This window comes from Arthrobacter sp. CAN_A1 (genome assembly GCF_015751665.1).
Taxonomy (GTDB): Bacteria; Actinomycetota; Actinomycetes; order Actinomycetales; family Micrococcaceae; genus Arthrobacter_D.
Genome location: NZ_JADOUR010000001.1, coordinates 239,443 through 262,493, shown reverse-complemented (window position 1 = coordinate 262,493; position 23,051 = coordinate 239,443). Strand labels below are relative to the sequence as shown.

23 protein-coding genes are annotated in these 23,051 nt (G+C 65.2%); 19 read left to right on the top strand and 4 right to left on the bottom strand.

Going from position 1 to position 23,051, the window contains the following annotated elements; all coding sequences use genetic code 11:
* Nucleotides 1–4: 4 nt before the first annotated feature.
* The 17 genes from folB to dhaM all read left to right on the top strand — a co-directional run bounded on the left by folB (nucleotide 5) and on the right by dhaM (nucleotide 15,911).
* Nucleotides 5–394 (top strand): dihydroneopterin aldolase, encoded by a 390-nt coding sequence (folB, locus tag IWX62_RS01310; protein WP_196839553.1) that lies wholly within the window; start codon nucleotides 5–7, stop codon nucleotides 392–394.
* The gene (folK, locus tag IWX62_RS01305) at nucleotides 391–906 is read left to right on the top strand and encodes a 2-amino-4-hydroxy-6-hydroxymethyldihydropteridine diphosphokinase (protein WP_196839552.1); all 516 of its coding nucleotides are present in this window, start codon (nucleotides 391–393) and stop codon (nucleotides 904–906) included. Before folB ends, folK begins: the two co-directional genes overlap by 4 nt.
* Entirely contained in the window at nucleotides 894–1,391 is a 498-nt protein-coding gene (locus IWX62_RS01300; protein WP_196839551.1) for a DUF3180 domain-containing protein, read from the top strand. Before folK ends, IWX62_RS01300 begins: the two co-directional genes overlap by 13 nt.
* Nucleotides 1,384–1,899 carry a PH domain-containing protein gene (locus tag IWX62_RS01295; RefSeq protein WP_196839550.1) on the top strand — a complete coding sequence of 172 codons (516 nt, stop codon included), beginning with the start codon at nucleotides 1,384–1,386 and terminating at the stop codon, nucleotides 1,897–1,899. Before IWX62_RS01300 ends, IWX62_RS01295 begins: the two co-directional genes overlap by 8 nt.
* Complete coding sequence (locus tag IWX62_RS01290; RefSeq protein ID WP_196839549.1) at nucleotides 1,896–3,455, top strand: PH domain-containing protein; 1,560 nt, start codon at nucleotides 1,896–1,898, stop codon at nucleotides 3,453–3,455. Before IWX62_RS01295 ends, IWX62_RS01290 begins: the two co-directional genes overlap by 4 nt.
* Entirely contained in the window at nucleotides 3,442–4,353 is a 912-nt protein-coding gene (locus IWX62_RS01285; protein ID WP_196839548.1) for a Rossmann-like and DUF2520 domain-containing protein, read from the top strand. Before IWX62_RS01290 ends, IWX62_RS01285 begins: the two co-directional genes overlap by 14 nt.
* Nucleotides 4,350–5,267 (top strand): pantoate--beta-alanine ligase, encoded by a 918-nt coding sequence (gene panC, locus IWX62_RS01280; protein ID WP_196839547.1) that lies wholly within the window; start codon nucleotides 4,350–4,352, stop codon nucleotides 5,265–5,267. Before IWX62_RS01285 ends, panC begins: the two co-directional genes overlap by 4 nt.
* Nucleotides 5,268–5,407: 140 nt before the next feature.
* Nucleotides 5,408–6,871 carry a lysine--tRNA ligase gene (gene lysS / locus IWX62_RS01275; RefSeq protein WP_333483162.1) on the top strand — a complete coding sequence of 488 codons (1,464 nt, stop codon included), beginning with the start codon at nucleotides 5,408–5,410 and terminating at the stop codon, nucleotides 6,869–6,871.
* Entirely contained in the window at nucleotides 6,864–7,058 is a 195-nt protein-coding gene (locus tag IWX62_RS01270) for a hypothetical protein (protein ID WP_196839546.1), read from the top strand. The genes lysS and IWX62_RS01270 overlap by 8 nt, the downstream gene beginning before the upstream one ends.
* A gap of 127 nt (nucleotides 7,059–7,185) precedes the next feature.
* Nucleotides 7,186–7,506, top strand: a complete 321-nt coding sequence (locus IWX62_RS01265) for a histone-like nucleoid-structuring protein Lsr2 (protein ID WP_196839545.1) — start codon at nucleotides 7,186–7,188, stop codon at nucleotides 7,504–7,506.
* Between the two features lie 129 nt (nucleotides 7,507–7,635).
* Complete coding sequence (locus tag IWX62_RS01260; protein WP_196839544.1) at nucleotides 7,636–10,143, top strand: ATP-dependent Clp protease ATP-binding subunit; 2,508 nt, start codon at nucleotides 7,636–7,638, stop codon at nucleotides 10,141–10,143.
* 185 nt (nucleotides 10,144–10,328) lie between these two features.
* Entirely contained in the window at nucleotides 10,329–12,431 is a 2,103-nt protein-coding gene (locus IWX62_RS01255) for an alpha/beta fold hydrolase (RefSeq protein ID WP_196839543.1), read from the top strand.
* A 35-nt stretch (nucleotides 12,432–12,466) separates the two neighbouring features.
* Entirely contained in the window at nucleotides 12,467–12,982 is a 516-nt protein-coding gene (locus IWX62_RS01250; protein ID WP_196839542.1) for an amino-acid N-acetyltransferase, read from the top strand.
* Nucleotides 12,983–13,102: 120 nt separating this feature from the next.
* Complete coding sequence (locus tag IWX62_RS01245) at nucleotides 13,103–13,285, top strand: CsbD family protein (protein WP_196839541.1); 183 nt, start codon at nucleotides 13,103–13,105, stop codon at nucleotides 13,283–13,285.
* A 231-nt stretch (nucleotides 13,286–13,516) separates the two neighbouring features.
* The gene (gene dhaK, locus IWX62_RS01240) at nucleotides 13,517–14,518 is read left to right on the top strand and encodes a dihydroxyacetone kinase subunit DhaK (RefSeq protein WP_196839540.1); all 1,002 of its coding nucleotides are present in this window, start codon (nucleotides 13,517–13,519) and stop codon (nucleotides 14,516–14,518) included.
* Between the two features lie 2 nt (nucleotides 14,519–14,520).
* Complete coding sequence (gene dhaL, locus IWX62_RS01235) at nucleotides 14,521–15,180, top strand: dihydroxyacetone kinase subunit DhaL (RefSeq protein ID WP_196839539.1); 660 nt, start codon at nucleotides 14,521–14,523, stop codon at nucleotides 15,178–15,180.
* Between the two features lie 17 nt (nucleotides 15,181–15,197).
* Complete coding sequence (gene dhaM / locus IWX62_RS01230) at nucleotides 15,198–15,911, top strand: dihydroxyacetone kinase phosphoryl donor subunit DhaM (RefSeq protein WP_442859222.1); 714 nt, start codon at nucleotides 15,198–15,200, stop codon at nucleotides 15,909–15,911.
* 34 nt (nucleotides 15,912–15,945) lie between these two features.
* Here the strand turns inward: dhaM and IWX62_RS01225 are convergent, their stop codons facing one another.
* Nucleotides 15,946–16,887 carry an A/G-specific adenine glycosylase gene (locus IWX62_RS01225; protein ID WP_196839537.1) on the bottom strand — a complete coding sequence of 314 codons (942 nt, stop codon included), beginning with the start codon at nucleotides 16,885–16,887 and terminating at the stop codon, nucleotides 15,946–15,948.
* Nucleotides 16,888–16,973: 86 nt separating this feature from the next.
* Here IWX62_RS01225 and IWX62_RS01220 point away from each other — a divergent pair, with 86 nt between their 5' ends.
* Nucleotides 16,974–17,687, top strand: a complete 714-nt coding sequence (locus IWX62_RS01220) for a DUF4232 domain-containing protein (RefSeq protein WP_196839536.1) — start codon at nucleotides 16,974–16,976, stop codon at nucleotides 17,685–17,687.
* A 24-nt stretch (nucleotides 17,688–17,711) separates the two neighbouring features.
* Here IWX62_RS01220 and disA read toward each other — a convergent pair whose 3' ends face one another.
* The 3 genes from disA to IWX62_RS01205 all read right to left on the bottom strand — a co-directional run bounded on the left by disA (nucleotide 17,712) and on the right by IWX62_RS01205 (nucleotide 21,560).
* Nucleotides 17,712–18,788: a DNA integrity scanning diadenylate cyclase DisA gene (gene disA / locus IWX62_RS01215; RefSeq protein WP_196839535.1), complete on the bottom strand. Its 1,077-nt coding sequence runs from the start codon at nucleotides 18,786–18,788 to the stop codon at nucleotides 17,712–17,714.
* A gap of 194 nt (nucleotides 18,789–18,982) precedes the next feature.
* A complete protein-coding gene (gene radA, locus IWX62_RS01210) occupies nucleotides 18,983–20,359 on the bottom strand; it encodes a DNA repair protein RadA (RefSeq protein WP_196839534.1) in 1,377 nt (458 codons plus the stop codon).
* A gap of 73 nt (nucleotides 20,360–20,432) precedes the next feature.
* Nucleotides 20,433–21,560: an FUSC family protein gene (locus IWX62_RS01205; RefSeq protein WP_196839533.1), complete on the bottom strand. Its 1,128-nt coding sequence runs from the start codon at nucleotides 21,558–21,560 to the stop codon at nucleotides 20,433–20,435.
* A gap of 268 nt (nucleotides 21,561–21,828) precedes the next feature.
* On the opposite strand from IWX62_RS01205, the gene pstS reads away from it, so the two are divergent.
* Nucleotides 21,829–22,953, top strand: a complete 1,125-nt coding sequence (gene pstS, locus IWX62_RS01200; protein ID WP_196839532.1) for a phosphate ABC transporter substrate-binding protein PstS — start codon at nucleotides 21,829–21,831, stop codon at nucleotides 22,951–22,953.
* The last annotated feature ends 98 nt before the right edge of the window (nucleotides 22,954–23,051 follow it).

Here is a 23,051-nt window from a genome sequence, read left to right as displayed (position 1 = left end):
CGCCATGACACCCGTCCAGCAGGACACCATCACGGTCACCGGGATCACAGCGGTTGGCTTCCACGGGGTATTCGACTCCGAACGCCGCGACGGTCAGCCGTTCGTCGTCGACGTCGTACTCCACCTCGACCTCCGCACCGCCGGGTCGACAGACGATCTGACCGCAACCGCCCACTACGGCGACGTGGCCGAGCAGGTTGTTGAAGCGGTAACCGGCGAACCCCTGAACCTGATCGAAGCCCTCGCCGAGCGCATCGCGGCCCGGCTGCTCGCCTCCTTCCCGGCTGAAGCGGTCCAGGTCACCGTCCACAAACCCGAGGCGCCGATCCCCGTGCCGTTCGGTGACGTTGCCGTATCGATCGTTCGGACCCGGACCGGCCAGGAAACCCCGTGACCGGGCGGGTGCGTTCGGTGCTGGCGCTGGGAAGTAACCTCGGCGACAGTCACGGCACCCTCTCCCTCGCCGTCGCCGACCTGGTGGACAGCCAGTTCGTGCGGCTGAGGGAAGTCTCCCCAGTCGTCAGGTCGAGCCCGGTCGGCGGACCTGCCGGCCAGCCCGACTACCTGAACATGGTGATCGAAGTGGAAACAGACCTCGACCCCTACGCCTTCCTCGCCCATTGCCAGGCTGTCGAAAACAAGCACCAGCGCATCAGGGACGTCAGGTGGGGGCCGCGGACGCTCGACGTCGACATCATCACCTTCGGCGACTTCACCTCCGACGACGAGCGGCTCACCATCCCGCACCCCAGGGCGGCCGAGCGCGCCTTCGTCCTGCAACCGTGGGCATGGATGGACTCCACGGCCCGCCTCGGTGGGTGGCTGGTGAGCGAACTGGTCGGCGAAACCGCTGACCTCGCCGGAATCCGGCCGTACGAGGGGGCCGATACACAGTGGGTACCCTAAAGCCGGGCTGGCTGGCTGCTCTCGGGGTCATCGCAGGTGTTGGCGGCTGGCTGGTGAACTGGTGGGCCAGCAGGAACGGGTTCCCCGTTCCCACCCTGCCGCTGAGCTCGTTGCTCACCGTGGCGGCCATCCTGGCCGTCACACTGGTTTTCGGGCTGAGGGTGCTGCGCTGGCGGAACGGCCGACGCGACCGGGCGCTGAACCCTATCCTCGCGGCCCGCACCGTGGTGCTGGCCCAGGCGACGGCTTACGCCGGTGCGCTGAACGCGGGGTGGCACCTGGGGATTCTGGTGGACCAGTTCTCCCTCGTCGCGGTGCGCGGCGTGACCGGATCGGTCTGGGGAACCGTTGTCATGCTCCTCAGCGGCATGGTGATGATCGCCGTGGGGATAATGGTTCAGGGATTCTGTCGGTTACCGCCCGACGACGGCGCCGACGGCGCCGACGGGAAAAGTAGCCGCAATGACGAGGGGGAATATGCGTAAGGAACCAATCGACCCGGACGGTGTCGAATGGACCAGGGTGTCACCGAAGTACCTCACGGTGCGCCTGCTCGGCTGGGCCGTCGGGACCATCATCAACCTCGCAATCTTCAGCGTTCCGCTGATCCTCGTCCTCACCGGGATCTGGTGGGGCTTCCCGCCGCTGTGGGTCGCCTGGGCTCTACCGGTTGGTGCCCTGGTGCTGTCCCTCTGGCGGGGAATCCTCCTTCCCCGGCAGGTCAAAGCGATCGGCTACGCCGAACGGAACGAGGACCTCCTGATTCGTACCGGCGTCTTTTACCAACGCACCATGGTGGTGCCCTACGGGCGGATGCAGTACGTCGACGTCGCCGTCGGGCCGATCGAACGGGCGTTCGGACTGTGCACGCTGAAAATGCACACCGCGTCGCCGGGCACCAACGCCTCCATCCCCGGCCTGCCAGCCGGTGAGGGAGCACGCCTGCGCGAGCAACTGTCCGCCCGCGGTGAGGCGAAGCTGGCCGGACTGTGACAACCGAGGACCAGACGCCGCCGGATAACCCCATCGCACCCGACGCGTCGCTGCTGGCAACCTCGGAAGACCAGTGGAGCCGGGTTCACGTCATCTCCCCGCTGGTACGGGGCTGGATCGCGCTGATCGCCATTGCCTTCTTCGCCGGCCAGGACCTGTTCGAAAGCGTGCTCAGCGGTGACGGTCTGCCAAGCCTCGCCGACGGCGGGTCACGGCTGCCCTGGACCATCGCCATCATCGGCGGGATCATTGTGCTCGTAGCAGCGGGTTTCCTGCTGTCCTGGTATTTCACCCGCTACCAGGTGACCGAGCAGCATGTGAAGGTCAACTCCGGAGTGCTGTTCCGCCAGAACCGGCAGGCACGGCTGGACCGGGTTCAGGCTATCGACGTGGTTCAGCCCTTCCTCGCCCGCGTGTTCGGGCTGGCTGAACTGAAATTCGAGGTTGCCGACGCCGGCGAGTCAGCGGTCAAACTCGCTTTCCTCAAACTCAGCGACGCGCAACGTCTCCGGGCGACGATTCTGGCGCGGGCGGCTGGCGTGAGTATCGACCCGGACCATCCGGATGACATCCAGGAGGCACCCGAGCGTGAGGTGCTCGCCTTGACGCCCGGGAGGGTGATCGCAGCGGCGTTGCTGTCGGGAACCACGATCCTCCTGATCCTCGGCGTGGCAGTGGTGGTGGTCCTGGCGGTTGTCCTCGATGCTGCCGCGCCGCTGGCCGTCATCATCCCGTTGGGGCTCGCCGTGGCAGGCGGGTACTGGAACAGCATCAAGAACGGCTTCAATTTCCGGGCCGCCATCTCGCCTGATGGCATCAGGGTCCGCTACGGCCTCCTCGATACCCGCACCCAGACCGTCCCACCCGGGAGAATCCAGGCCGTCGGGATCATCCAGTCCCCGCTCTGGCGGATGAAGGGCTGGTACCGGATGACAGTGAACGTCGCCGGCTACGGTATTTCAGCCTCTGGGGATGCCCAGGCCAGAGCCACCCTGCTCCCGGTCGGAACCCGACAGGAAGTGCTGCAAATCCTTGCACTGGTGCTCCCGGATCCTGGCACCGAGGATCCCCTAGCGATGTTCAGTGCCGGGATGGAAGGCAAGGACAGCCACGTGGGGTTCCTTTCCACCCCGCGGCGTGCACGCTGGATTGGACCACTGGAATGGCGCCGCAACGGGTTTGCCGTCACCAGCACCGCCCTGCTCATCCGGTCGGGTTTCTTCTGGCGTACCCTTGCCGTGGTGCCGCACGAGCGCACCCAGTCCCTCGCCCTGCACCAGGGGCCGGTGTACCGCAGGTTCAGGGTTGCCGATCTGGTGCTCCACACCACGCCGGGGCCGGTAAGCCCACGGATCCAGCAGGTCGACGAGGAAGCCGCTTGGCGGCTCTTCCACGAACAGTCGGTCCGTGCAGCCGAGGCACGCCGCCGCAGCCTCCCGGAGCAATGGATGAGACCGGTTGAGGTGGCTGATGCAACACTCATGCCACCCCCGCCGTCCTACGACGGTCCAGGCCAGCTCACCGAAGACCCGAAGGACACTGATGAACAACGCTAGCGGAGCGCGTCGGCCGGGCCGGCTCGGGGTAGGGATCATCGGTGCGGGCAAGGTGGGTGCGGTCCTGGGTGCGGCGTTGCGTGCTGCCGAACACGCAGTCATCGGGGTGTCGGCAGTATCCGAGGCGAGCCTGGAACGCGCCGAGATGCTCTTGCCGGGCGTCCCGGTCCTGGACATCCCCGCCATCATTGAACGGTCGGAACTGGTTCTCATTGCGGTTCCCGATGATGCGTTGGCTGAACTGGTGGAAGGCCTCGCCGCCCTCGGCGCGTGGCAGCCAGGACAGCTGGTCGCCCACACCTCCGGACGGTTCGGCATCTCAGTGCTCGAACCGGCCCGCCGGATGGGCGCCATTCCCCTGGCGCTGCACCCCGCGATGACTTTCACCGGAATGAGTCTTGACCTTGCCCGGCTCCCCGACTGCAGCTTCGGCATCACTGCACCATCCGCCGTTCTGCCCGTGGCGCAGGCTTTGGTGGTGGAGATGGGTGCCGAGCCCGTAGTGATCGAGGAGACCCACCGGCCCCTTTATCACGCTGCCCTGGCTCATGCCTCAAATCACCTGGTCACGATCACCGCCCAATCAACCCAGCTACTCACCGACGTCGGCGTCGAGGAACCGCACCGGATGCTCGGGCCGTTGATGAGAGCCTCCCTGGAGAACGCACTCTCAGCCGGCGAGGGCGCGCTCACCGGTCCGGTAGCGCGCGGGGATACCGGAACCGTTGCGGCGCACATCGAGGCCCTGAACTCCCAGCCGTCAGCTGATATCAGGGCGGCCTACCGTGGACTGGCCATTGCCACCGCCCACCGGGCAGTGGACCGGGGCCTCCTGACCGAGGCGCAGGCCAGCGCGATCACCCGAGCCCTGGCTGCTGACGAGCTGGGTCCCTCATGACCCTGCCTCCTTTACCCAGGGTCGTCAGGACCGCCGGTGAACTGATGGCGGCCACGGCTGAATTGCTGGGTGGTCCACCGGCGCAGGGGCGTGAAGGTGAGCGCCCCAGCCTGGGATTCGTCCCCACCATGGGAGCGCTGCATGAGGGCCACGTGGCGCTGGTGCGTGCCGCGCGTCGGGCCAATCAGGTAGTTGTCGTGTCGATTTTTGTGAATCCACTGCAGTTCGGAGAACCTACCGACCTGCAGCGTTACCCGCGCCAACTCGAGCAGGACCTGGACCTGTTGGCTGGCTGTGGAGCGGACCTGGTGTTCGCCCCGTCGGAGCACGAGATGTACCCGGACGGACCGCCGCTGGTCACCCTGAACTCGGGGGCCCTGGGCAATAAGTTCGAGGGTGCTGCCAGGCCCGGACACTTCGACGGGATGCTCACCGTGGTGGCCAAGTTGCTGCACGTTGGCGCCCCCGCAGCTGACGCAGGGTTTCGCTGCTATTTTGGGCAGAAGGACGCCCAGCAGTTGGCCCTGATCCGCCGGATGGTCCGCGACCTTAACTTCCCGGCCGATATCGTTGCAGTTCCTACGGTCCGAACCGGGGCCGGACTGGCTCTGTCCAGCAGGAACCGTTTCCTCACTGCTGAGCAACAGGACGCCGCGCTGGTGCTCTCCCGCGCACTGCGTCTCCTCGACGGCAGAGCCCAACGCCACGAACCGCTGGACCTCGACTCAGCGGTGGCGTTGGTCACGAGCGCGCGCCAGGTGAACCTCGACTACTTCGAGGTGGTAGATCCAGGGACCCTTGAACCTCTCGCCGTCAATTGCCGGGAGACTCCCTTCACCGGCGAGGCCCTGGCCCTGATCGCGGCCCGGGTCGGATCGGTCAGGCTGATTGACAACGCCCCACTCGGGTACTGAGGCGGCCGGTGCACGCCGTTCCAAATGTGGCCCGCGGAAGCTAGCCGGTAACCTTATATATCGTGACCACAGATAACTCCAGCACCGCCACAGAAACCGCCCCGGCCGATGGCCTGGGTAATGACGAAACCACCGAGCAGATGCGCATCCGCATGGAGAAGCGCGAGCGGTTGCTCGACCGGGGTGATGAGGCGTATCCCGTGAAGCCTAAGCGCACCCACTCATTGGCCCAGCTGCGGACCGAGTTCGATCAGTTGGCTGCCGACGAAACCACCGGCGAGGTCGTCTCAGTGGTAGGTCGTGTGGTGTTTATCCGCAACACCGGAAAGCTTTGTTTCGCCACCCTCCAGGAAGGCGGCGGCGCGCGGCTGCAGGCCATGCTCAGTCTTGCCGAGATCGGTGAGGAGTCTCTAGCGGATTGGAAAGCCCTGGTGGATCTGGGCGATCACGTAGTGGTGCACGGCGAGGTCATCAGCTCCCGGCGTGGCGAACTGTCTGTCATGGCTGGCGGTTGGGCTATGGCATCGAAGGCGCTGCGGCCGCTGCCCACCCTGCATGCCGGGGTTAACGAGGAGACCCGGGTGAGGCAGCGTTATGTCGATCTGATGGTGCGCGAAGAGGCGCGGGATATGGTGCGGAAGCGGGCAGCGATTGTCCGGTCCATCAGGGAAACTCTTCATTCGCTGGAATATGTCGAAGTGGAAACGCCAATGCTTCAGTTGGTGCACGGCGGCGCTGCTGCACGACCGTTTGAAACCCATCTGAATGCTTTCGACCAGAAAATGACGCTGCGAATCGCGCTGGAGCTTTATCTGAAGCGCGCAGTAGTGGGGGGAATAGACCGGGTCTATGAGATCGGTCGGATTTTCCGGAATGAAGGGGTTGACTCAACCCACAGTCCGGAATTCACCATGCTGGAGTGTTACGAGGCATACACCGACCAGTTTGGAATGGCCGAGCGGATGAAGGAAATTATTCTGAATTGTGCCGACGTCGTTGGCTCGCGGCGCATCGAAACAGAAGCCGGTGTCATTGACCTGGATGGTGACTGGCGATGGCTCGGCGTGTATCCGGGTCTTTCCGAAGTGGTGGGGCGTCAGGTTACTCCCGAGACCACCAAGGCTGAGCTGGTGGATATCGCAAAAATGCACGAGGTGAAGATTGCCCCGGAATGGGGCAGCGAAAAGCTCGTCCTCGAATTGTTCGGTGAGCTGGTCGAACCAACTCTGATCCAGCCGACCTTCGTCTACGATTACCCGCCCTCCGCGCAGCCCCTGGCTCGCCCGCACCGCGAGGATCCCAACCTCATCGAAGCGTGGGACCTGATTATTGGTGGGATGGAGCGGGGGACCGCCTTCTCTGAGCTGATTGACCCGGTAGTGCAGCGTGAGCGTCTCGTTGATCAGTCCCGGCAGGCCGCTGCAGGGGACGACGAGGCAATGCAGCTTGATGAAGACTTCCTGCGGGCGCTGGAGTATGGAGCGCCCCCCATGGGAGGCATTGGTCTGGGCATTGACCGGCTGGTCATGCTGTTCACCAATGCAGGTATTAGAGAGACCATCCTCTTTCCCATTCTGAAACCGGTTGGAGATAGTCGTGCTTGAGTATGTTGCAGTATTGCTGCCGTCCTTAGCAGTAGGCGTGATCTTTTATTTTGTCATGCGTTCAATTTTTAACGCTGATCGCACAGAGCGTGACGCAATGAGCCACGCCGAAGAGCAGATCGCGCAGTCACGGCAGGAACAACCTGTTGTGGCACCCGATCAGGAAGACCCGGCCGCGCCCAGGTGAAGTAGTTCCGCACGTATTTCGACAAAAGTTTCTAAAGACGTTTTTGTGCTGTGCTTTGACGGTTAGTGCGTGACTGGCCCATAATTGGTTACACATAACAATTCATCACAAAACGCAGGAGCAAACCGTGGCGCAAAAAGTAAAGATCCTCCTGATCGATGACATCGACGGCGGCGAAGCCGATGAAACTGTACGTTTTGGTCTCGACGGTGTGCAGTACGAAATAGATCTTTCCAAAACCCACGCGAAAGAACTTCGGGCCGCAATGAGCAATTACGTTACCGGCGCCCGCCGCAGCACCCAGGTGAAAGCACGCGTGGCCACGCCGGGCCGCAACCAGGAAGCCGCGCAGGTTCGCGAATGGGCGCGGGCCAACGGTTACAACGTCTCGGCACGTGGCCGGGTCAACAGTGAAATCGTCGAGGCTTACCGGGCCGCCCAGCGCTAAAAGGCGACTGGCTGCGCCCGGCCGGGCGCAGCTTCAGGTGGGTGTGATATCTCGCCTGTGGCGAACACGCTCCAAAAGCCCGAGCAGGACACGTAGCATCGAATTACGCGTTAGCTAGGAGTGTGCCCCATGTTTGAGAGATTTACCGACCGCGCCCGTCGTGTTGTTGTGCTGGCCCAAGAAGAGGCCCGCATGCTCAACCACAATTACATCGGCACCGAGCACATCCTGCTCGGTCTCATCCATGAGGGAGAAGGCGTCGCCGCAAAGGCGCTCGAATCCCTCAGCATCTCTCTCGGCGCTGTCCGTGAGCAGGTTCAGGAGATTATCGGCCAGGGCCAGCAGGCGCCGTCCGGCCACATCCCCTTCACGCCCCGCGCCAAGAAGGTACTTGAGCTTTCGCTGCGGGAAGCACTGCAGTTGGGTCATAACTACATCGGCACCGAGCACATCCTGCTCGGTCTCATCCGCGAGGGTGAAGGCGTCGCCGCGCAGGTGCTGGTCAAGCTCGGCGCCGACCTCAACCGGGTCCGTCAGCAGGTCATCCAGCTGCTCTCCGGCTACCAGGGCAAAGAGCCTGCCTCAGTCGGCGGCCAACAGCAGGAGGGGACCCCAGCGGGGTCGGTGGTGCTCGATCAATTCGGGCGCAACCTCACCCAGGCCGCCCGCGAGGGCAAGCTTGACCCGGTCATCGGGCGTGCGCTTGAGATGGAACGCGTCATGCAAGTCCTCTCCCGCCGTACCAAGAACAACCCTGTCCTGATTGGCGAGCCCGGCGTCGGCAAGACGGCGGTCGTCGAGGGTCTCGCCCAGGCAATCGTCCGAGGCGACGTACCGGAAACCATCAAGGACAAGCAGCTCTATACCCTCGACCTCGGCTCCCTCGTGGCCGGCTCACGGTACCGCGGTGATTTCGAGGAGCGTCTCAAAAAGGTGCTCAAGGAGATCCGTACCCGCGGCGACATCATCTTGTTCATCGATGAGATCCACACGCTGGTAGGTGCTGGTGCGGCCGAAGGCGCAATTGATGCAGCATCGATTCTGAAGCCCATGCTGGCCCGCGGCGAACTCCAGACCATCGGCGCGACCACCCTCGATGAGTACCGCAAGCACATTGAGAAGGACGCGGCGCTGGAGCGCCGGTTCCAGCCGATCCAGGTTCAGGAACCGTCGGTGGCGCACACCATCGAGATCCTGAAGGGTCTGCGGGATAGGTATGAGGCACACCACCGCGTGTCGATCACCGATGAGGCGCTGACCTCCGCGGCAACCCTCGCCGAGCGGTACATCTCGGACCGGTTCCTGCCGGACAAGGCGATCGACCTGATTGATGAGGCCGGAGCGCGGCTGCGCATCCGCAGGATGACCGCTCCTCCCGAGTTGAAGGAGATCGACGACAGGATCGCCGACGTGAAGCGCGAAAAGGAGTCAGCGATCGACGCGCAGGACTTCGAAGGCGCTGCGTCATTGCGGGACAAGGAGCAGAAGCTCCACGACGAGCGGATGGAGAAGGAGCGCCGGTGGAAGTCCGGTGGTCTCGACGACATCGCCGAGGTCGATGAGGAGCTCATCGCTGAGGTGCTCGCAAATTCAACTGGCATCCCGGTCTTCAAGCTGACCGAGGAGGAATCAACGCGACTCCTCAAGATGGAAGACGAACTGCACAAGCGGGTTGTCGGCCAGAACGACGCCATCAAGGCCATTTCGCAGGCGATCCGTCGCACGCGGGCGGGGCTGAAGGATCCGAAGCGTCCTGGCGGCTCGTTCATCTTCGCTGGTCCCACCGGGGTCGGCAAGACCGAACTGGCCAAGGCGCTGGCCGAGTTCCTGTTCGGCGACGAAGATGCCCTGATCACGTTGGATATGTCCGAGTACTCGGAAAAGCACACCGTCTCCAGGCTGTTCGGTGCGCCCCCAGGGTACGTGGGCTACGAAGAGGGTGGGCAGCTCACCGAAAAGGTGCGGCGCCGTCCGTTCTCGGTGGTGCTTTTCGACGAGGTTGAGAAGGCACACGCCGACTTGTTCAACTCCCTCCTCCAGATTCTTGAGGATGGCCGGCTGACCGACAGCCAGGGCCGTGTGGTTGACTTCAAGAACACCGTGATCATCATGACCACCAACCTGGGTACCCGTGATATCTCGAAGGGTGTCATGACCGGGTTCCAGTCCGGGACTGACACCACCACGACCTACAACCGGATGAAGGCGAAGGTTACCGAGGAGCTCAAGCAGCACTTCCGTCCCGAGTTCCTCAACCGTGTTGATGACACGGTGGTCTTCCCGCAGCTCACCCAGGACGAGATTGTCGAGATTGTCGACCTGTTCCTTGAACGGCTGGGGAAGCGGATGGCTGACAAGGGCATGAGCATTGAGCTGACCCCGGCAGCCAAGGTGCTGCTGGCAACCCGTGGCTACGATCCATCAATGGGTGCCCGGCCACTTCGCCGCACCATCCAGCGGGAGATTGAGGATCAGCTTTCCGAAAAGATCCTCTTCGGCGAACTGAAGTCCGGCGAACTGGTGTCGGTAGATATCGAGGGCGAGGGAGATGAAGCGCACTTCACCTTCATCGGCCACGGTGCCCCGAAGGAAATCGAGGATGCTCCGGCCGCCATTGAGGCGACAGTTCCCGAGTAGATTGTCGGGTGATGCCCCTCGGTGTCAGCAGGAGGCCCCGGTCAGTGCGAGAGCTCAGGCCGGGGCCTCCTGCGTTTCAGGGAGACGGCACCGACCCGCCTCCAGCATGTGTGCCTGAAGCAACTTATTACTCTCTCAGAGAAGTCATGGTGACCCACACCACTCCCGATGGTAAAGATGGATCCATGACACCCGAATCGGAATTGAACCCCACGGCGAAACCCGAAACCCCGTTCCACGACCTGGACCGCTTTATCGCGATTCCCCGCGTTGGATCATTGGTGCTCAGCCCGGACGGATCCCGTCTGGTAACCGCCGTCGCAACCCTGAATGCCAAATCCACCGAGTACGCCACCGCCCTCTGGGAGGTTGACCCGGCCGGCGCGAAACCCGCCCGCCGGTTGACACGCAGCGCCAAGGGTGAGTCCGGTGCCGCCTTCCTTGCCGGTGGGGACCTCCTGTTCACCTCGGTCCGCCCCGATCCTGAGCGTGCCGACGGCGACCCGGCCAAGGATGCCACCAGTGCCCTCTGGCGGCTGCCCGCCGCGGGCGGTGAGGCACGTGTGGTGCTTTCCCGTGTGGGGGGAGTCAGCGGCATCCTGACCGCCGCAACCGCCGACTCAGCAATCCTCCTCGCCGACGTCCTCGCCGGTTCGACTGACGAGACCGACGACGGCGAACGCCGCACCCAGCGCAAGGATGCGAAGGTGGGGGCCATCCTCCACTCCGGGTACCCGGTCCGCTATTGGGATGCCGACCTGGGACCGGCCGAACCGCGCTACTTCGCGCTGGAGAGCGACGCCACGCGCCAGCCCGAACCGGCGGCCGTCGATTACCAGTCCCCGGCACTGCTGCGGGACATCACCCCTGAGGCAGGGGTGGCGCTCCGCAACGCGCAGCAGGTCATCAGCCCTGACGGCTCACTCGTGGTGACCTCCCTGAGCATCCCGGTGGGACGAGGAGACCGCCGCAGCGTCCTCGCCCGCATCGAGGTGGCGACAGGGCAGCGCGAGGTGATTTTGGACGACCCGGCCTATGACTTCTCACCCGGGCCGATCAGCCCTGACGGGACCACCCTGGTGGTCCATCGTGCGCGCCGAACCACGGCAAGGATTTCACCCCAGCAGACGCTGGGGCTACTGCCCGTTACCGGAGGTGAGCTCACCCCGCTCGCCGGAGACTGGGACCGCTGGCCGTCGCCCGCCGCCTGGCTGCCCGATGGCAGCGCGTTGCTCGCGACGGCCGACGAGGAAGGGGCCTGCCCGGTATTCCGCATCGCCGTCGACACCGGGCAGGTGACCAGAGTGACCCGCGACGAGGCCGCCTACACCAATGTCGTGGTGGCCCCCGACGGGGCTACGGCCTATGCGCTGCGCAGCTCCTACGCGTTTCCCGCGGAGGTGGTCAGCATCAATCTCGCCGACTCGTCAGTGGAGGAGCTCAACGGACCCGTGGAGCGGCCCGCTCTCCCGGGGCGGCTCGAACGCGTTCACACCACAGCCGATGACGGACAAGAAGTTGGGTCCTGGCTGGTCCTTCCCACAGACGCGGATGCTTCCCACCCCGCCCCACTGCTGCTCTGGATCCACGGTGGCCCGCTCGGATCCTGGAACGCGTGGACCTGGCGCTGGTCGCCCTGGCTACTCGCTGCCCAGGGCTACGCAGTACTCCTCCCCGATCCGGCGCTGTCGACCGGATACGGCCAGCACATGATTGACCGGGGCTGGGGCCAATGGGGCAAGACGCCCTACACCGACCTCATGGCGGCCACCGACGCCGTCGTCGTCCGCGACGACATCGACGGGACGCGCACGGCGGCCATGGGTGGCTCGTTCGGCGGTTACATGGCGAATTGGATCGCAGGGCACACCGACCGGTTCAACGCCATTGTCACCCACGCCAGTCTGTGGGCCCTTGACCAGTTCGGGCCCACTACTGACGCTTCCTACTACTGGGAGAAGGAGATGACCGCAGAAATGGCTGCCGAGAATTCCCCGCACCACCACGTGGAAAACATCTCAACTCCCCTGCTGGTGATCCATGGCGACAAGGACTACCGTGTGCCCATCGGGGAAGGGCTCAGGCTCTGGTATGAGCTGCTCTCCCGGTCCCGGCTGGCCGCCGATGACCAGGGCCGCACCGAGCATCGCTTCCTGTATTTCCCTGACGAGAACCACTGGATCCTCAAACCGCAACACGTCAAGGTCTGGTACGGCGTCGTCGGTCACTTCCTGGCTCACCACTTGCTGGATCAGCACACCACCCTCCCGCCCGAGCTGGGGCTGTAGCGGTACGGGCGCCGAGGGCTTTGTAGACTGCCCTAGTGAGTTCCTCCTTCAGAATCAGGCCCGCCCGCACCTCCGACGTCCCGGTGATCAAGGCACTGGTGGCCCCGCTCGCCGACAGCCGGGTGCTGATGGCGAAGGAAACTGTCGCCTATTACGAGGGTCTGCAGGAGTTCCGCATCGCGGAGGACGACGACGGCGTCCTCGGCTGTGGCGCGCTGCACGTGATGTGGGAGGACCTGGCGGAGGTCCGCACTCTTGCCACCGCGCAGAACGCCCAGGGACGCGGGATCGGGACCGCGCTGGTGGAACGCCTGCTCGACGACGCCCGTGCCCTCGGCGTCGAACGCGTCTTCTGCCTCACCTTCGAGGTGGAGTTCTTCAGGCGGAGGGGATTCCAGGTGATGGCAGACCAGTCGGCGGTCGACCCGGCGGTGTACTCGGAACTGCTGCGCTCCCATGATGAGGGGGTCGCGGAGTTCCTCGACCTTGCCCGGGTCAAGCCGAATACCCTCGGGAATACCCGGATGATCCGCCAACTCGACGATCGGTAGCCGCCATGGGTGGCATCCCGGCGCCAGGATAGATAAGCTAAGGGGGCTTGGCATCTACGACGATGATCAGGCGGGGCCCGAAACCGGGGCCCAACACACCGAGCGGAAGTAGGTCAGACTATGGGTGCAGACGACAAAGCAGCAAACACCGGCGAGAAGCTGGGCGGCAAGATCAAAGAAGGTGTTGGCAAGCTCACCGGCAACGAGAAGATGGAAGCCGACGGTCACAAGGACCAGGCTTCCGGCGATCTCAAGAATGCCGGCGAGAACGTCAAGGACGCCTTCAAGGGTGACAACCGCTAGATCTGATCCATCGGGTATCCGCTCCTCATTCAGTTGTTAGTGGAAGCCATCGAAGGATTAGTGCTGTGGGAGGGACCGGGCTCAGGCCCGGCACCCTCCCACAGCCAGTTAAAGCAGTGGTTCGGGCCTATAGGCAAGCAGCTGGCCGAAGGGTAGGGTTCAGACACGGCCAGCAGGTCCGGCGGGCCGGTTCAACCCATAAGCCCTGTGTCCTTTCACCGAGGAGCCGCCATGAAAAAGCTAATCAACGACCCCAAACAGGTAGTCACCGAATCCGTCGAAGGGTTTGGGGCTGCTCACGCTGATCTGGTCAGCGTTCACCCGGATCCCCTCTTCATTACCCGCCGCGAGGCGCCCCGCCAAGGGAAAGTAGGGTTGGTTTCGGGCGGAGGGAGCGGCCACGAGCCACTGCACGCGGGGTACGTGGGGCTGGGCATGCTTGACGCAGCCGTACCGGGGGCCATGTTCACGTCTCCCACGCCGGACCAGATCCTCCCCGCCACCACTGCAGTTGATGGGGGAGCGGGAGTGCTGCACATCGTCAAGAACTACACCGGCGATGTCCTGAACTTCGAGACGGCGGCCGAGCTGGCCGAAGCCGAAGGCGTGACAGTGCGGACGGTCCTGGTGAACGACGACGTCGCTGTCGAGGACTCGCTTTACACCGCCGGCCGGCGTGGTGTGGGCGGCACAGTACTCGTCGAGCGGATTGCTGGCGCTGCCGCTGAGCGTGGCGACAACCTCGACTCGGTGACCGCCGTTGCCCAGCGCGTCGTCGACAATGTCAGATCGATGGGGGTGGCGCTGGCCGCCTGTACCGTCCCGCACGCAGGGGTGCCGAGCTTCGACCTGACCGACGACGAGATCGAGATTGGTATCGGCATTCACGGGGAACCGGGCAGGCACCGGATCGCAATGGAGAACGCAGACGGGATCACCGGGCGTCTGATGGAACCGATTCTTGCCGATCTGCGGGTTGGCAGCGGCGAACGGGTGCTGTTGTTCGTCAACGGCATGGGAGGCACCCCTGCCAGTGAGTTGTACATTGTTTACCGGCGGGCCCGCCAACTCCTTGAGGAGCAGGGAATCGTCGTTGAACGCTCACTGGTCGGCAACTACATCACTGCCCTCGAGATGCAGGGGGCCTCGATCACCGTCCTGCGTCTCGACGACGAGATGGTCCAGTTGTGGGACTCGCCGGTCCTGACCGCGGCACTGCGCTGGGGGGTCTAGGCGTGGTCGAAGGATCCGCCAACACCCTCACCGCAGCATGGGTTGTCGCCTGGCTGCGCGAGAGCGCCCGCGTGGTCGGGGAGCAACGGCAATACCTCATCGACCTTGACCGGGCGATCGGTGACGCCGACCACGGCGAGAACCTTGACCGCGGGTTCTCGGCGGTGGTGAAAAAGCTCGACGACGGCGAAGCCCCCGCCACCCCTGCCGCAGTCCTGAAGCTGGCAGCGATGACCCTGATGTCCTCGGTGGGGGGCGCAGCTGGCCCACTCTACGGGACGGCGTTCCTGCGGGGGGCCGCGGCGCTCGGTGACGCCCAGGAGGTGGGACCCGACGACGTCGTCGGGCTGCTGACCGCTGCGCGGGATGGTGTGGTGGCCCGGGGGAAGGCCGAATCGGGTGACAAGACGATGGTCGACGCGTGGACCCCAGCCGTGGAAGCCGCGGGAACTGCGGCGCTGGCCGGCGCATCGGTGACCGAGGTCCTCGCGGCCGCCGCGAACGCGGCCAACGCGGGTGCCGCTGCCACCGAACCGTTGATCGCCCGGAAGGGTCGGGCCAGTTACCTGGGCGAACGCAGTGCTGGCCACCTTGATCCGGGTGCAGTCTCAACGGGCCTGATCCTGCAGGCGGCAGTCGACGCGGCCGGGGGCCAACAGTGAACGTTGGCCTGGTTATCGTGTCGCATAGTTCAAAAATTGCCGAGGGGGTCTGCGATCTGGCCCGGCAGATGGCCGCCGATGTCGAGCTGGTCCCCGCTGGCGGCGTGGAGGACGAATCGGGGGTGTCGAGGATCGGCACCAGCTTCGAGAAGGTCCTCGAGGCGATTTCGGCCGCCGACCAGGGCAACGGTGTGGTGATCCTGACCGATCTGGGGTCGGCGGTCATGACCGCCGAAATGGCTCTCGAGTTCCTCGACAGCGATCATCGGTCGCGGGTCAGGCTTGCCAGCGCGGCGCTGGTGGAAGGGGCGGTTGCCGCAGCCGTCGAAGCGCAGACCGGCGCTGACGCTGACGCGGTGACCCGCGCCGCCGAGGCCGCGATCGTCGCGTTGGATCCGGCGGTCCTTGAGCCGTTCGTCAGCCACGCCGCAGCAGCACCCGGGGAAGCCCCGGCGGCACCATCAACCGGCGGCCCGTCGGTGGAGGGGTCATGGGAGCTGCCCAACCCGATGGGACTCCACGCGCGCCCCGCAGCGACCCTGGCGCGGGCAATGAGTGAACTCGACGCCGAGGTGACGGTGAACGGGGTCGACGCGAAGTCGGTGATGCTGCTGATGAGCCTCGGGCTCGGGCAGGGCAAGGTGCTGACGGCCTCGGCGGCCGGACCAGACGCGCAGAAGGCGATCGACCAGATCGGCACCGAGGTCACCGCCGGATTCGGTGAACTCTGACCTGGAAGTCCTTCCGGCATCCAGCTGCCGGGGGTCAGCCGGGAAGGGTGATGCCAGCCGGGGTATCGCGGGCGAGGCCGTCCCGAAGGAGACCCTCCAGTGACCGTTCCAGCTGTTCCCTTGGCGCTTTCAGGCCATGCAACTTCATCAGCGGTGTGAGCGTAGCTGCGGGTCCCGGCAGGAGCTCCACGGGCCCGCTGACCATGAGCTCCCTGACTACCGGCACCGCTGCGTCCCGGAGCACGCCCATCATCGCGCCACGCACCTGGCGGTCGGTCCCGGCCCACGCCTGACCCTTGGGGACGTAGCGGGGTTCCGGCCTGCCGGCGGCCACCCACGCACACGATTCGAGGACCGGGCACTGGGAGCATTTGGGTGCCCGGGCGGTGCAGACCAACGCCCCCAGTTCCATCACTGCAGCGTTCCATAGCACCGACTGGGAGTCGTCGTCAGGCAGCAGGTCAGCTGCCCGTCGCATTTCCGCTGCGGTGAGCGCCGGTGCAGGCAGGGCCTCCCCGCCGAGCAGCCGCGCGTGAACACGGCGGATGTTCGTGTCCACCACAGTTTCGCGCTTCCCGAAGGCGAACGCGGCCACCGCCGCCGCCGTGTAGGTGCCCACGCCGGGCAGGGTGAGGAGCTCGCCGACCGTGTCCGGCACCTCACCGTTGTGGTGTTCGACGACGGCCCCGGCGGCGGCGTGCAGGCGAAGGGCACGCCGCGGATAACCCAGCCGCCCCCACTGCCTCACGGCGTCGCCTGAGGGCGCTGCGGCAAGATCCGCCGGGGTGGGCCAGCGGGAGAGCCACTCGCTGAAGACAGGCAGGACCCGCACCACGGGTGTCTGTTGGAGCATGAACTCGCTCACCAGCACCGACCAGGGGGTGCGGGCGGGACCCCGCCAGGGCAGGTCCCTGGCCTGGACGTCAAACCAGCCAATGATGCGCTGATGCAGCAGCGCTGGTGAAACCTGGTCCATTGAGACTCCTGATAGTTGACCATCAATACTGTACTGACCGGCGTGGGGTCACAGGTATCCGGTGCTTCAGTCCCTAGCCTTAAGTCATGGATTCGCAGGGTGGCCCTTCGCGAGGCGGGCCGGAGGACAGGCCGTCACGCCCGTCCGGCGCGCCCCGGGCCAGCCCCCGGGTGTACCGTCGCCGCAGGTTGGTGGTCCTGATCCTGGCACTGATCGTGATCGGTGGTTTGGTGTGGGCAGGAATTGTCATTGCGGGGCTGATCACCAGTGGCCAGGACAACGCCGACGGCGGGCCGGCGCCCTCCGGGTCGGCCCAGCCCGCCCCGTCGCCGGCCGACACCAGGGCAGCGGCGGGCCAGTCGGACGCCCCCACTGAGGCGGCCGAACCCATCGACGCCCCATCGCCGTCGGACCCCGCCTGCGACCCCGGCCAGGTGGAAGTCAGCGCGTCGACCGACGCAGCCGATTACGCGCCCGAACAGAACCCGGTGCTGACGTTGACGGTGACGAACACCGGCGATGTGGCCTGCCCGGTGAACGTGGGAACCTCGCAGATGGAGTTCCTGGTCACCAGTGGCGAGGACCGGATCTTCTCGTCCGTCGACTGTCAGGAGGGCGCCGAAGACCTCACCCGGGAGATCCAACCGGGGGAATCAGAGGAAGCCAACTTCACCTGGGAACGGAACCGCAGTGCCCCGGGCTGCGTGGCAGTCGAGGCGAACCCCACACCCGGTTCCTATGCCGTGAGGGTGTCGCTGGGGGAGCGGACCAGCGAGGAAACCAGCTTCGAACTGCAGTGACACGCTTCGAACTGCAGTAACCCACTACATAAAGCGGTCGAGGAGGCTCGTCTCGGCTATCCGGGAGAGTCCCTCACGCACCGTACGGGCCCGCTGTTCACCGATGCCGTCAACGGCCATCAGGTCATCAATATTCGCGGCCATCAGGTTCTGCAGCCCACCGAAGTGGTCCACCAACCGGTTCGCCACCGCCGGAGGAACAGCCTTGATGCCCGATACCAGCCGGAACCCCTTGGGTTGGACTACGGCGTCGAGTGAGTCGTTCGACGGGTTGAAACCCACAACGCTGGCAATGGTGCCGAGGTCGATCAGGTCGGTGGAGCTGAAAGCCTGCAACTTTGCGAGCTGATCCTCGACCACGAGGGAGGCGTCGCTCAGGTCGAGGTAGTCCCTCAGGACCATTTCGCTGCCCGGGCCAAGACCGGTGGTCAGTTCTTCGACCTGCAGGGACAGTAGCCGGCCATCCACCCCAAGTTCGAGGACATACTGCGAGATCTCCTCGGAGATCCGTCGGACCATTTCCTGGCGCTGCAGGGTCACCGCCACATCCCTGACCGTGACCATCGCCTCGATCTCCAGTGCTGAGAGGGATCCGGTGACCTGGTCCAGGCGGGCCCGGTAGCGTTCCAGAGTGGCGAGGGCCTGGTTGGCGCGCGCCAGGACCGGTTCGGAGCCTTCCAAAACGTGCCGCAGCCCGTTGATGTAGAGGGCGATGATGTGCATTGACTGGCTGACGGAGATTACCGGGAGACCGGTCTGGATGGCTACCCGCTCGGCGGTCCGGTGCCGTGTCCCAGATTCCTGGGTGTCGATGGTGTGGTCCGGAACCAGTTGCACTCCGGCGCGCAGGATATTGCTCGCGTCCTTGTCGCAGACAATCGCGCCGTCCATCTTGGCGAGTTCCCGCAGCCTTGTGGGTGAGAAGGTGATGCCGATATCGAACCCGCCGGAACAGATGGAGTCCACGGTGCGGTCGAATCCCAGCACGATCAGCGCTCCGGTGCGCCCACGCAGGATGCGTTCCAGCCCATCCCGCAGCTGTGTGCCGGGCGCCACGCGCGCCAGGGTGGCTTTCAACGCGTCCTCTGGGCTGCGAACCATTGCCACTTCCTTCCGGCTACCGGCGCCGCCCAACCGGTATCCGGCTGGGCGGGGCCCTGCCGCGCAGGCACCAGCGCAGCCGTTCCAATCCTAGTGGGCGCGCCGCCCAAACCCTGATACCGGCCAGGGGCGCAAATGGGTAACGGTTACGGCGGAGGCAGTGGACGAGTGGGAAGCGGGAGCCCGGGGTGCAGTTAGAAGAGCAACTGCAGGGCCTCGGTCAGCGTTGACACCTCATGCACCGTGAACCCGGCCGGGACCCGGCCCGGCCCGTTGGGGGAAGCGGGTACCACTGCGTGGGTGAAACCGAGCCGTTCAGCCTCCTGGACCCGCTGCGCAATGCCGGGGACCGGCCGCACCTCACCGGCGAGGCCCACCTCGCCGAAAGCGATCAGCCGTGCCGCGAGCGGCTGGTTGGTCTTCGCCGACGCGACGGCGAGGGCAACGGCCAGATCGGTGGCCGGTTCGCTGAGTTTCACCCCGCCGACTGTTGCCACGTAGCTGTCATCCTTGTGCAGGCTCAATGAGGCGCGCTGCTGGAGTACCGCCAGGAGCATCGCGACCCGCGAACTGTCGAGGCCGCTGGTCGCCCGGCGGGGTTGTGAATTTGAGGACTCGGCGAGGAGCGCCTGAACCTCGGCCAGCAGTGGCCTGCGTCCCTCAAGGGTGACAGTGATGCAGGTCCCCGAAACGGGGTCTTTGGTGCGGGATACGAACAGGCCGCTGGGGTCAGCGAGACCCTCAACGCCTGTCTCGGTCAGGTCGAAACAGCCCACCTCGTCGGTGGGGCCGTACCGGTTCTTGATCGCCCGCATCAGGCGGAGCCGTGAGTGCCGGTCGCCCTCGAACTGGCACACCACGTCCACCAGATGTTCCAGCAGGCGCGGTCCTGCGATGGACCCATCCTTGGTGACGTGCCCCACCAGAATGGTCGTCATCCCACGGGTTTTCGCTGCGGCGATCAACGACGCCGCCACCTCCCGGACCTGGGTCACTCCGCCGGCGGTGCCGTCTACTGCTGCGCTGCTGAGGGTCTGCACCGAGTCAACAATGAGCAGCGACGGGGACAACCGTTCCACCTGCCCCAGCGCCTGCCCCAGGTCCGATTCGGCGGTGAGATACAGGGTCTCGGCGAGTGCGCCGATTCGTTCGGCACGCAGCTTCACCTGGGCCGACGACTCCTCGCCGGTGATGTACAGGACGTCCTTCCCGAGGCGCGCAACCCGCGCCGCGACGTCGAGGACCAGGGTGGACTTACCCACTCCCGGTTCCCCCGCGAGGAGGATTACGGCACCGGGTACCAGGCCGCCCCCGAGCACCCGGTCAAGTTCGCCGATCCGGGTGGGCTGGTAGGAGGCGGCAGTCGCATCGACCTGCGAGATCCTCAGGGCAGGCGAGGCAACCGCTACAGCCGGCGTCGTCCTCGCCACAGTCTGCCCGGTCTCCTCGACCGTCCCCCAGGCCTGGCACTCTCCGCACCGGCCGACCCATTTGGCGGTGGTCCACCCGCATTCACCGCACCGGTAGGCGGGGGCGGAGGCGCGTGCGGGGCGTGCTGTCTTTGTTGCCATGGGCTCTAACGTACCGGCGGGTAGGGACAAGGCCCCGCAAAGACACCACACCCGGCGCCGGGTTTGACCAGGCTCACAGTCTCGGCAGGTACCCGGCGGCCTCGTCGTGGGGGAGGCCGGTCGCCTCCAGCAGGTCAACAATCAGCGGGCGGTACAGCAGGACCAGGCCCTCACCTTCCAGCCGCTGAATCTTCAGCAGCCGTGGATGGAGCATGGTCGCCACGGCTGCCAGGTCCTCCCGCGCCCGCCTGAGGGAGAGTTCCTGTTCCGGGGCGCTCGAGGAGGACAGTGCCCGGCCCAGCACATCGACGGCGTCGGCGGTGTCCTCAATGACCTGGGACAGCTCCTGGACGGCCTCGTCGGTCAGCGCCGCGTGGTTGATGACCGAGGTCAGCCGGCGGGTGAACACCCGTGCGTTGCGGACGGCGAGGTCGATCGACTCGATTGACCCCCTCAGCTCTCCAAGCTCCTGCCGGTGGCGCCGGTAGGCGGGGGAGAGCCGCGCCACTTCCTGCGCCGCTCCCATGCTGCCGGACAGCCCCTCCATCAAGGGTTGGCAGTTGCGGGCCTTGATCAGCGCATGCCAGGCGAGCGTGGGATCGCTGCGGGTCAGCGCCGTCGACGACTCCCGGAGCACCGCCGACAGCTCCCCGAGGAGCTCGCGCACATTGGTCTTTGGCTCCTTCCGCGGATCCTTGGGCGCAAGGATCACGATCAGGAGCGCGAAAAGCCCTCCCACTATCGCGTCGACGCTGCGGGTGAAGGGACCGCCGTCGGGAGCCGGGAGCAGCACCACGAGGAGGGACTGCAGGCCAAGCTGCGTGGTGAAAATGGTGCCGCTGTCCAGGAACCTGGCCAACAGGATGGAAACAAACAGAACGACGGCGGCCTGCCAGATTCCGGTGCCGAACAGGGCCAGCAGGACGTCTCCCAGCGCAATCCCAAGGGTGCAGCCCAACCCGACCTCAAGCACTCGGCGGAGCCGCGGGTCGCGGGTGAAGCCGAGCGCGATCATCGAGGAGGTCGCGGCGAACAGTGGACCGCTGTGACCCAGGACCCGCTCAGCGAAGACGTATGCGCCCACCGCGCAGACCGTCATCTGGAGGGCGGGGATCACCGAGTTGGAACTGCGGCGGAAACCCACCCGCGTCCGGTTGCGAACAAAGGAACGGGCTCGCGAGGGAAATGATGGCCGCGGCATGGAACCCAGCCTAGCCCTGGTTCCGTCAGGTGCATGGCTGTCCGCAACCAATGGATGCGCACAGCACGCGGGGCGCTTTGGCAAGACCATGGCACGGACGGATTGCAACTGTACGTTTCCTGTTCACCCTCCGTTCACTTTGGTCGGTCAGTCTCTTTACCTGTGGGGCCTAGCTTGTTCAAGGTACGGACTCCGGAAAGTTCGGCTTTTCCTTCTTCAAGGTGCCTCACGGCACTGATTTTCGACTCCCTGGAAGGGGCAACATCAAGTGAAGGTTCTTCGCTTTGGCCGCGCAGCGGCAGTAATCTCCGTCGCCGCGCTCGCACTGACAGCCTGCGGCACCGACAGCGCAACCGATGAGCCGGCAGCAACTACCGGCGAAAACGGTGCAGCAGAGAGCACCGTCACGGGCACCCTGACCGGTGCAGGCGCTTCCTCCCAGGGCGCGGCAATGACCGCCTGGCAGTCCGGTTTCACCGCTGCCAACCCGGATGCAACACTCCAGTACTCCCCAGACGGCTCCGGCGCTGGCCGTGAAGCATTCCTCGCCGGCGGCGTCCAGTTCGCAGGCTCGGATGCCTACCTCGACGAGGAAGAGCACGCAGCAGCAGTCGAGGTCTGCGGACCTGAGGGTGCCTTCAACATCCCGGCCTACATTGCACCGATCGCCGTGGCGTTCAACCTGCCGGGCGTCGACGAAGTGAACATGGATGCAGAGACCATCGCCTCAGTGTTCCGCGGTGACATCACCAACTGGAACGACGAGGCGCTTGTCGCACAGAACGAGGGCGTTGACCTTCCCGATCTGGCCATCACTGTGGTCCACCGCAGCGACGAATCGGGCACCACCGAGAACTTCGTCGACTACCTTTCCCAGGCCGCACCTGAGGTATGGACCGACGAGGTATCGGGCGACTGGCCGGCCGAGATCGTTGCCGAGAACGCACAGGGCACCAACGGTGTGGTGTCGACCACCTCCGGCACCGAAGGCGCCATCACCTACACCGACGCGTCAGCAGTAGGCGACCTCGGCCAGGTTCTGGTTCAGGTTGGCGAAGAGAACGTGGCACTGACTCCCGAAGCTGCTTCGCTGGCCGTTGAGGTCGCAGAGCCCGCCGAGGTGGAAGGCGCTCCCGAGGTTGATATGTCCTACAACCTGACCCGGGACACCACCGAATCCGGTGCCTACCCCATCGTGCTGATCTCCTACCACGTCTACTGCACCACCTACGCCGACCAGGAAACGGTTGACCTGGTCAAGGCCTTCGGTTCCTACGCCATCAGCGAAGAGGGCCAGGCTGACGCCGCTGATTCGGCCGGAAACGCCCCGATCTCTGAGACACTGCGCGAGCAGGCTCAGGCCGCCATCGATTCGATCACGGTTGCTTCCTAACAACGGACCGTTCGCCCCGTCCGGTCCTCACCGACCGGGCGGGGCAGTCCTTTGCACTCAGCCATTAGGCTGGTATGCAGTTACCTCCACCGCTGACG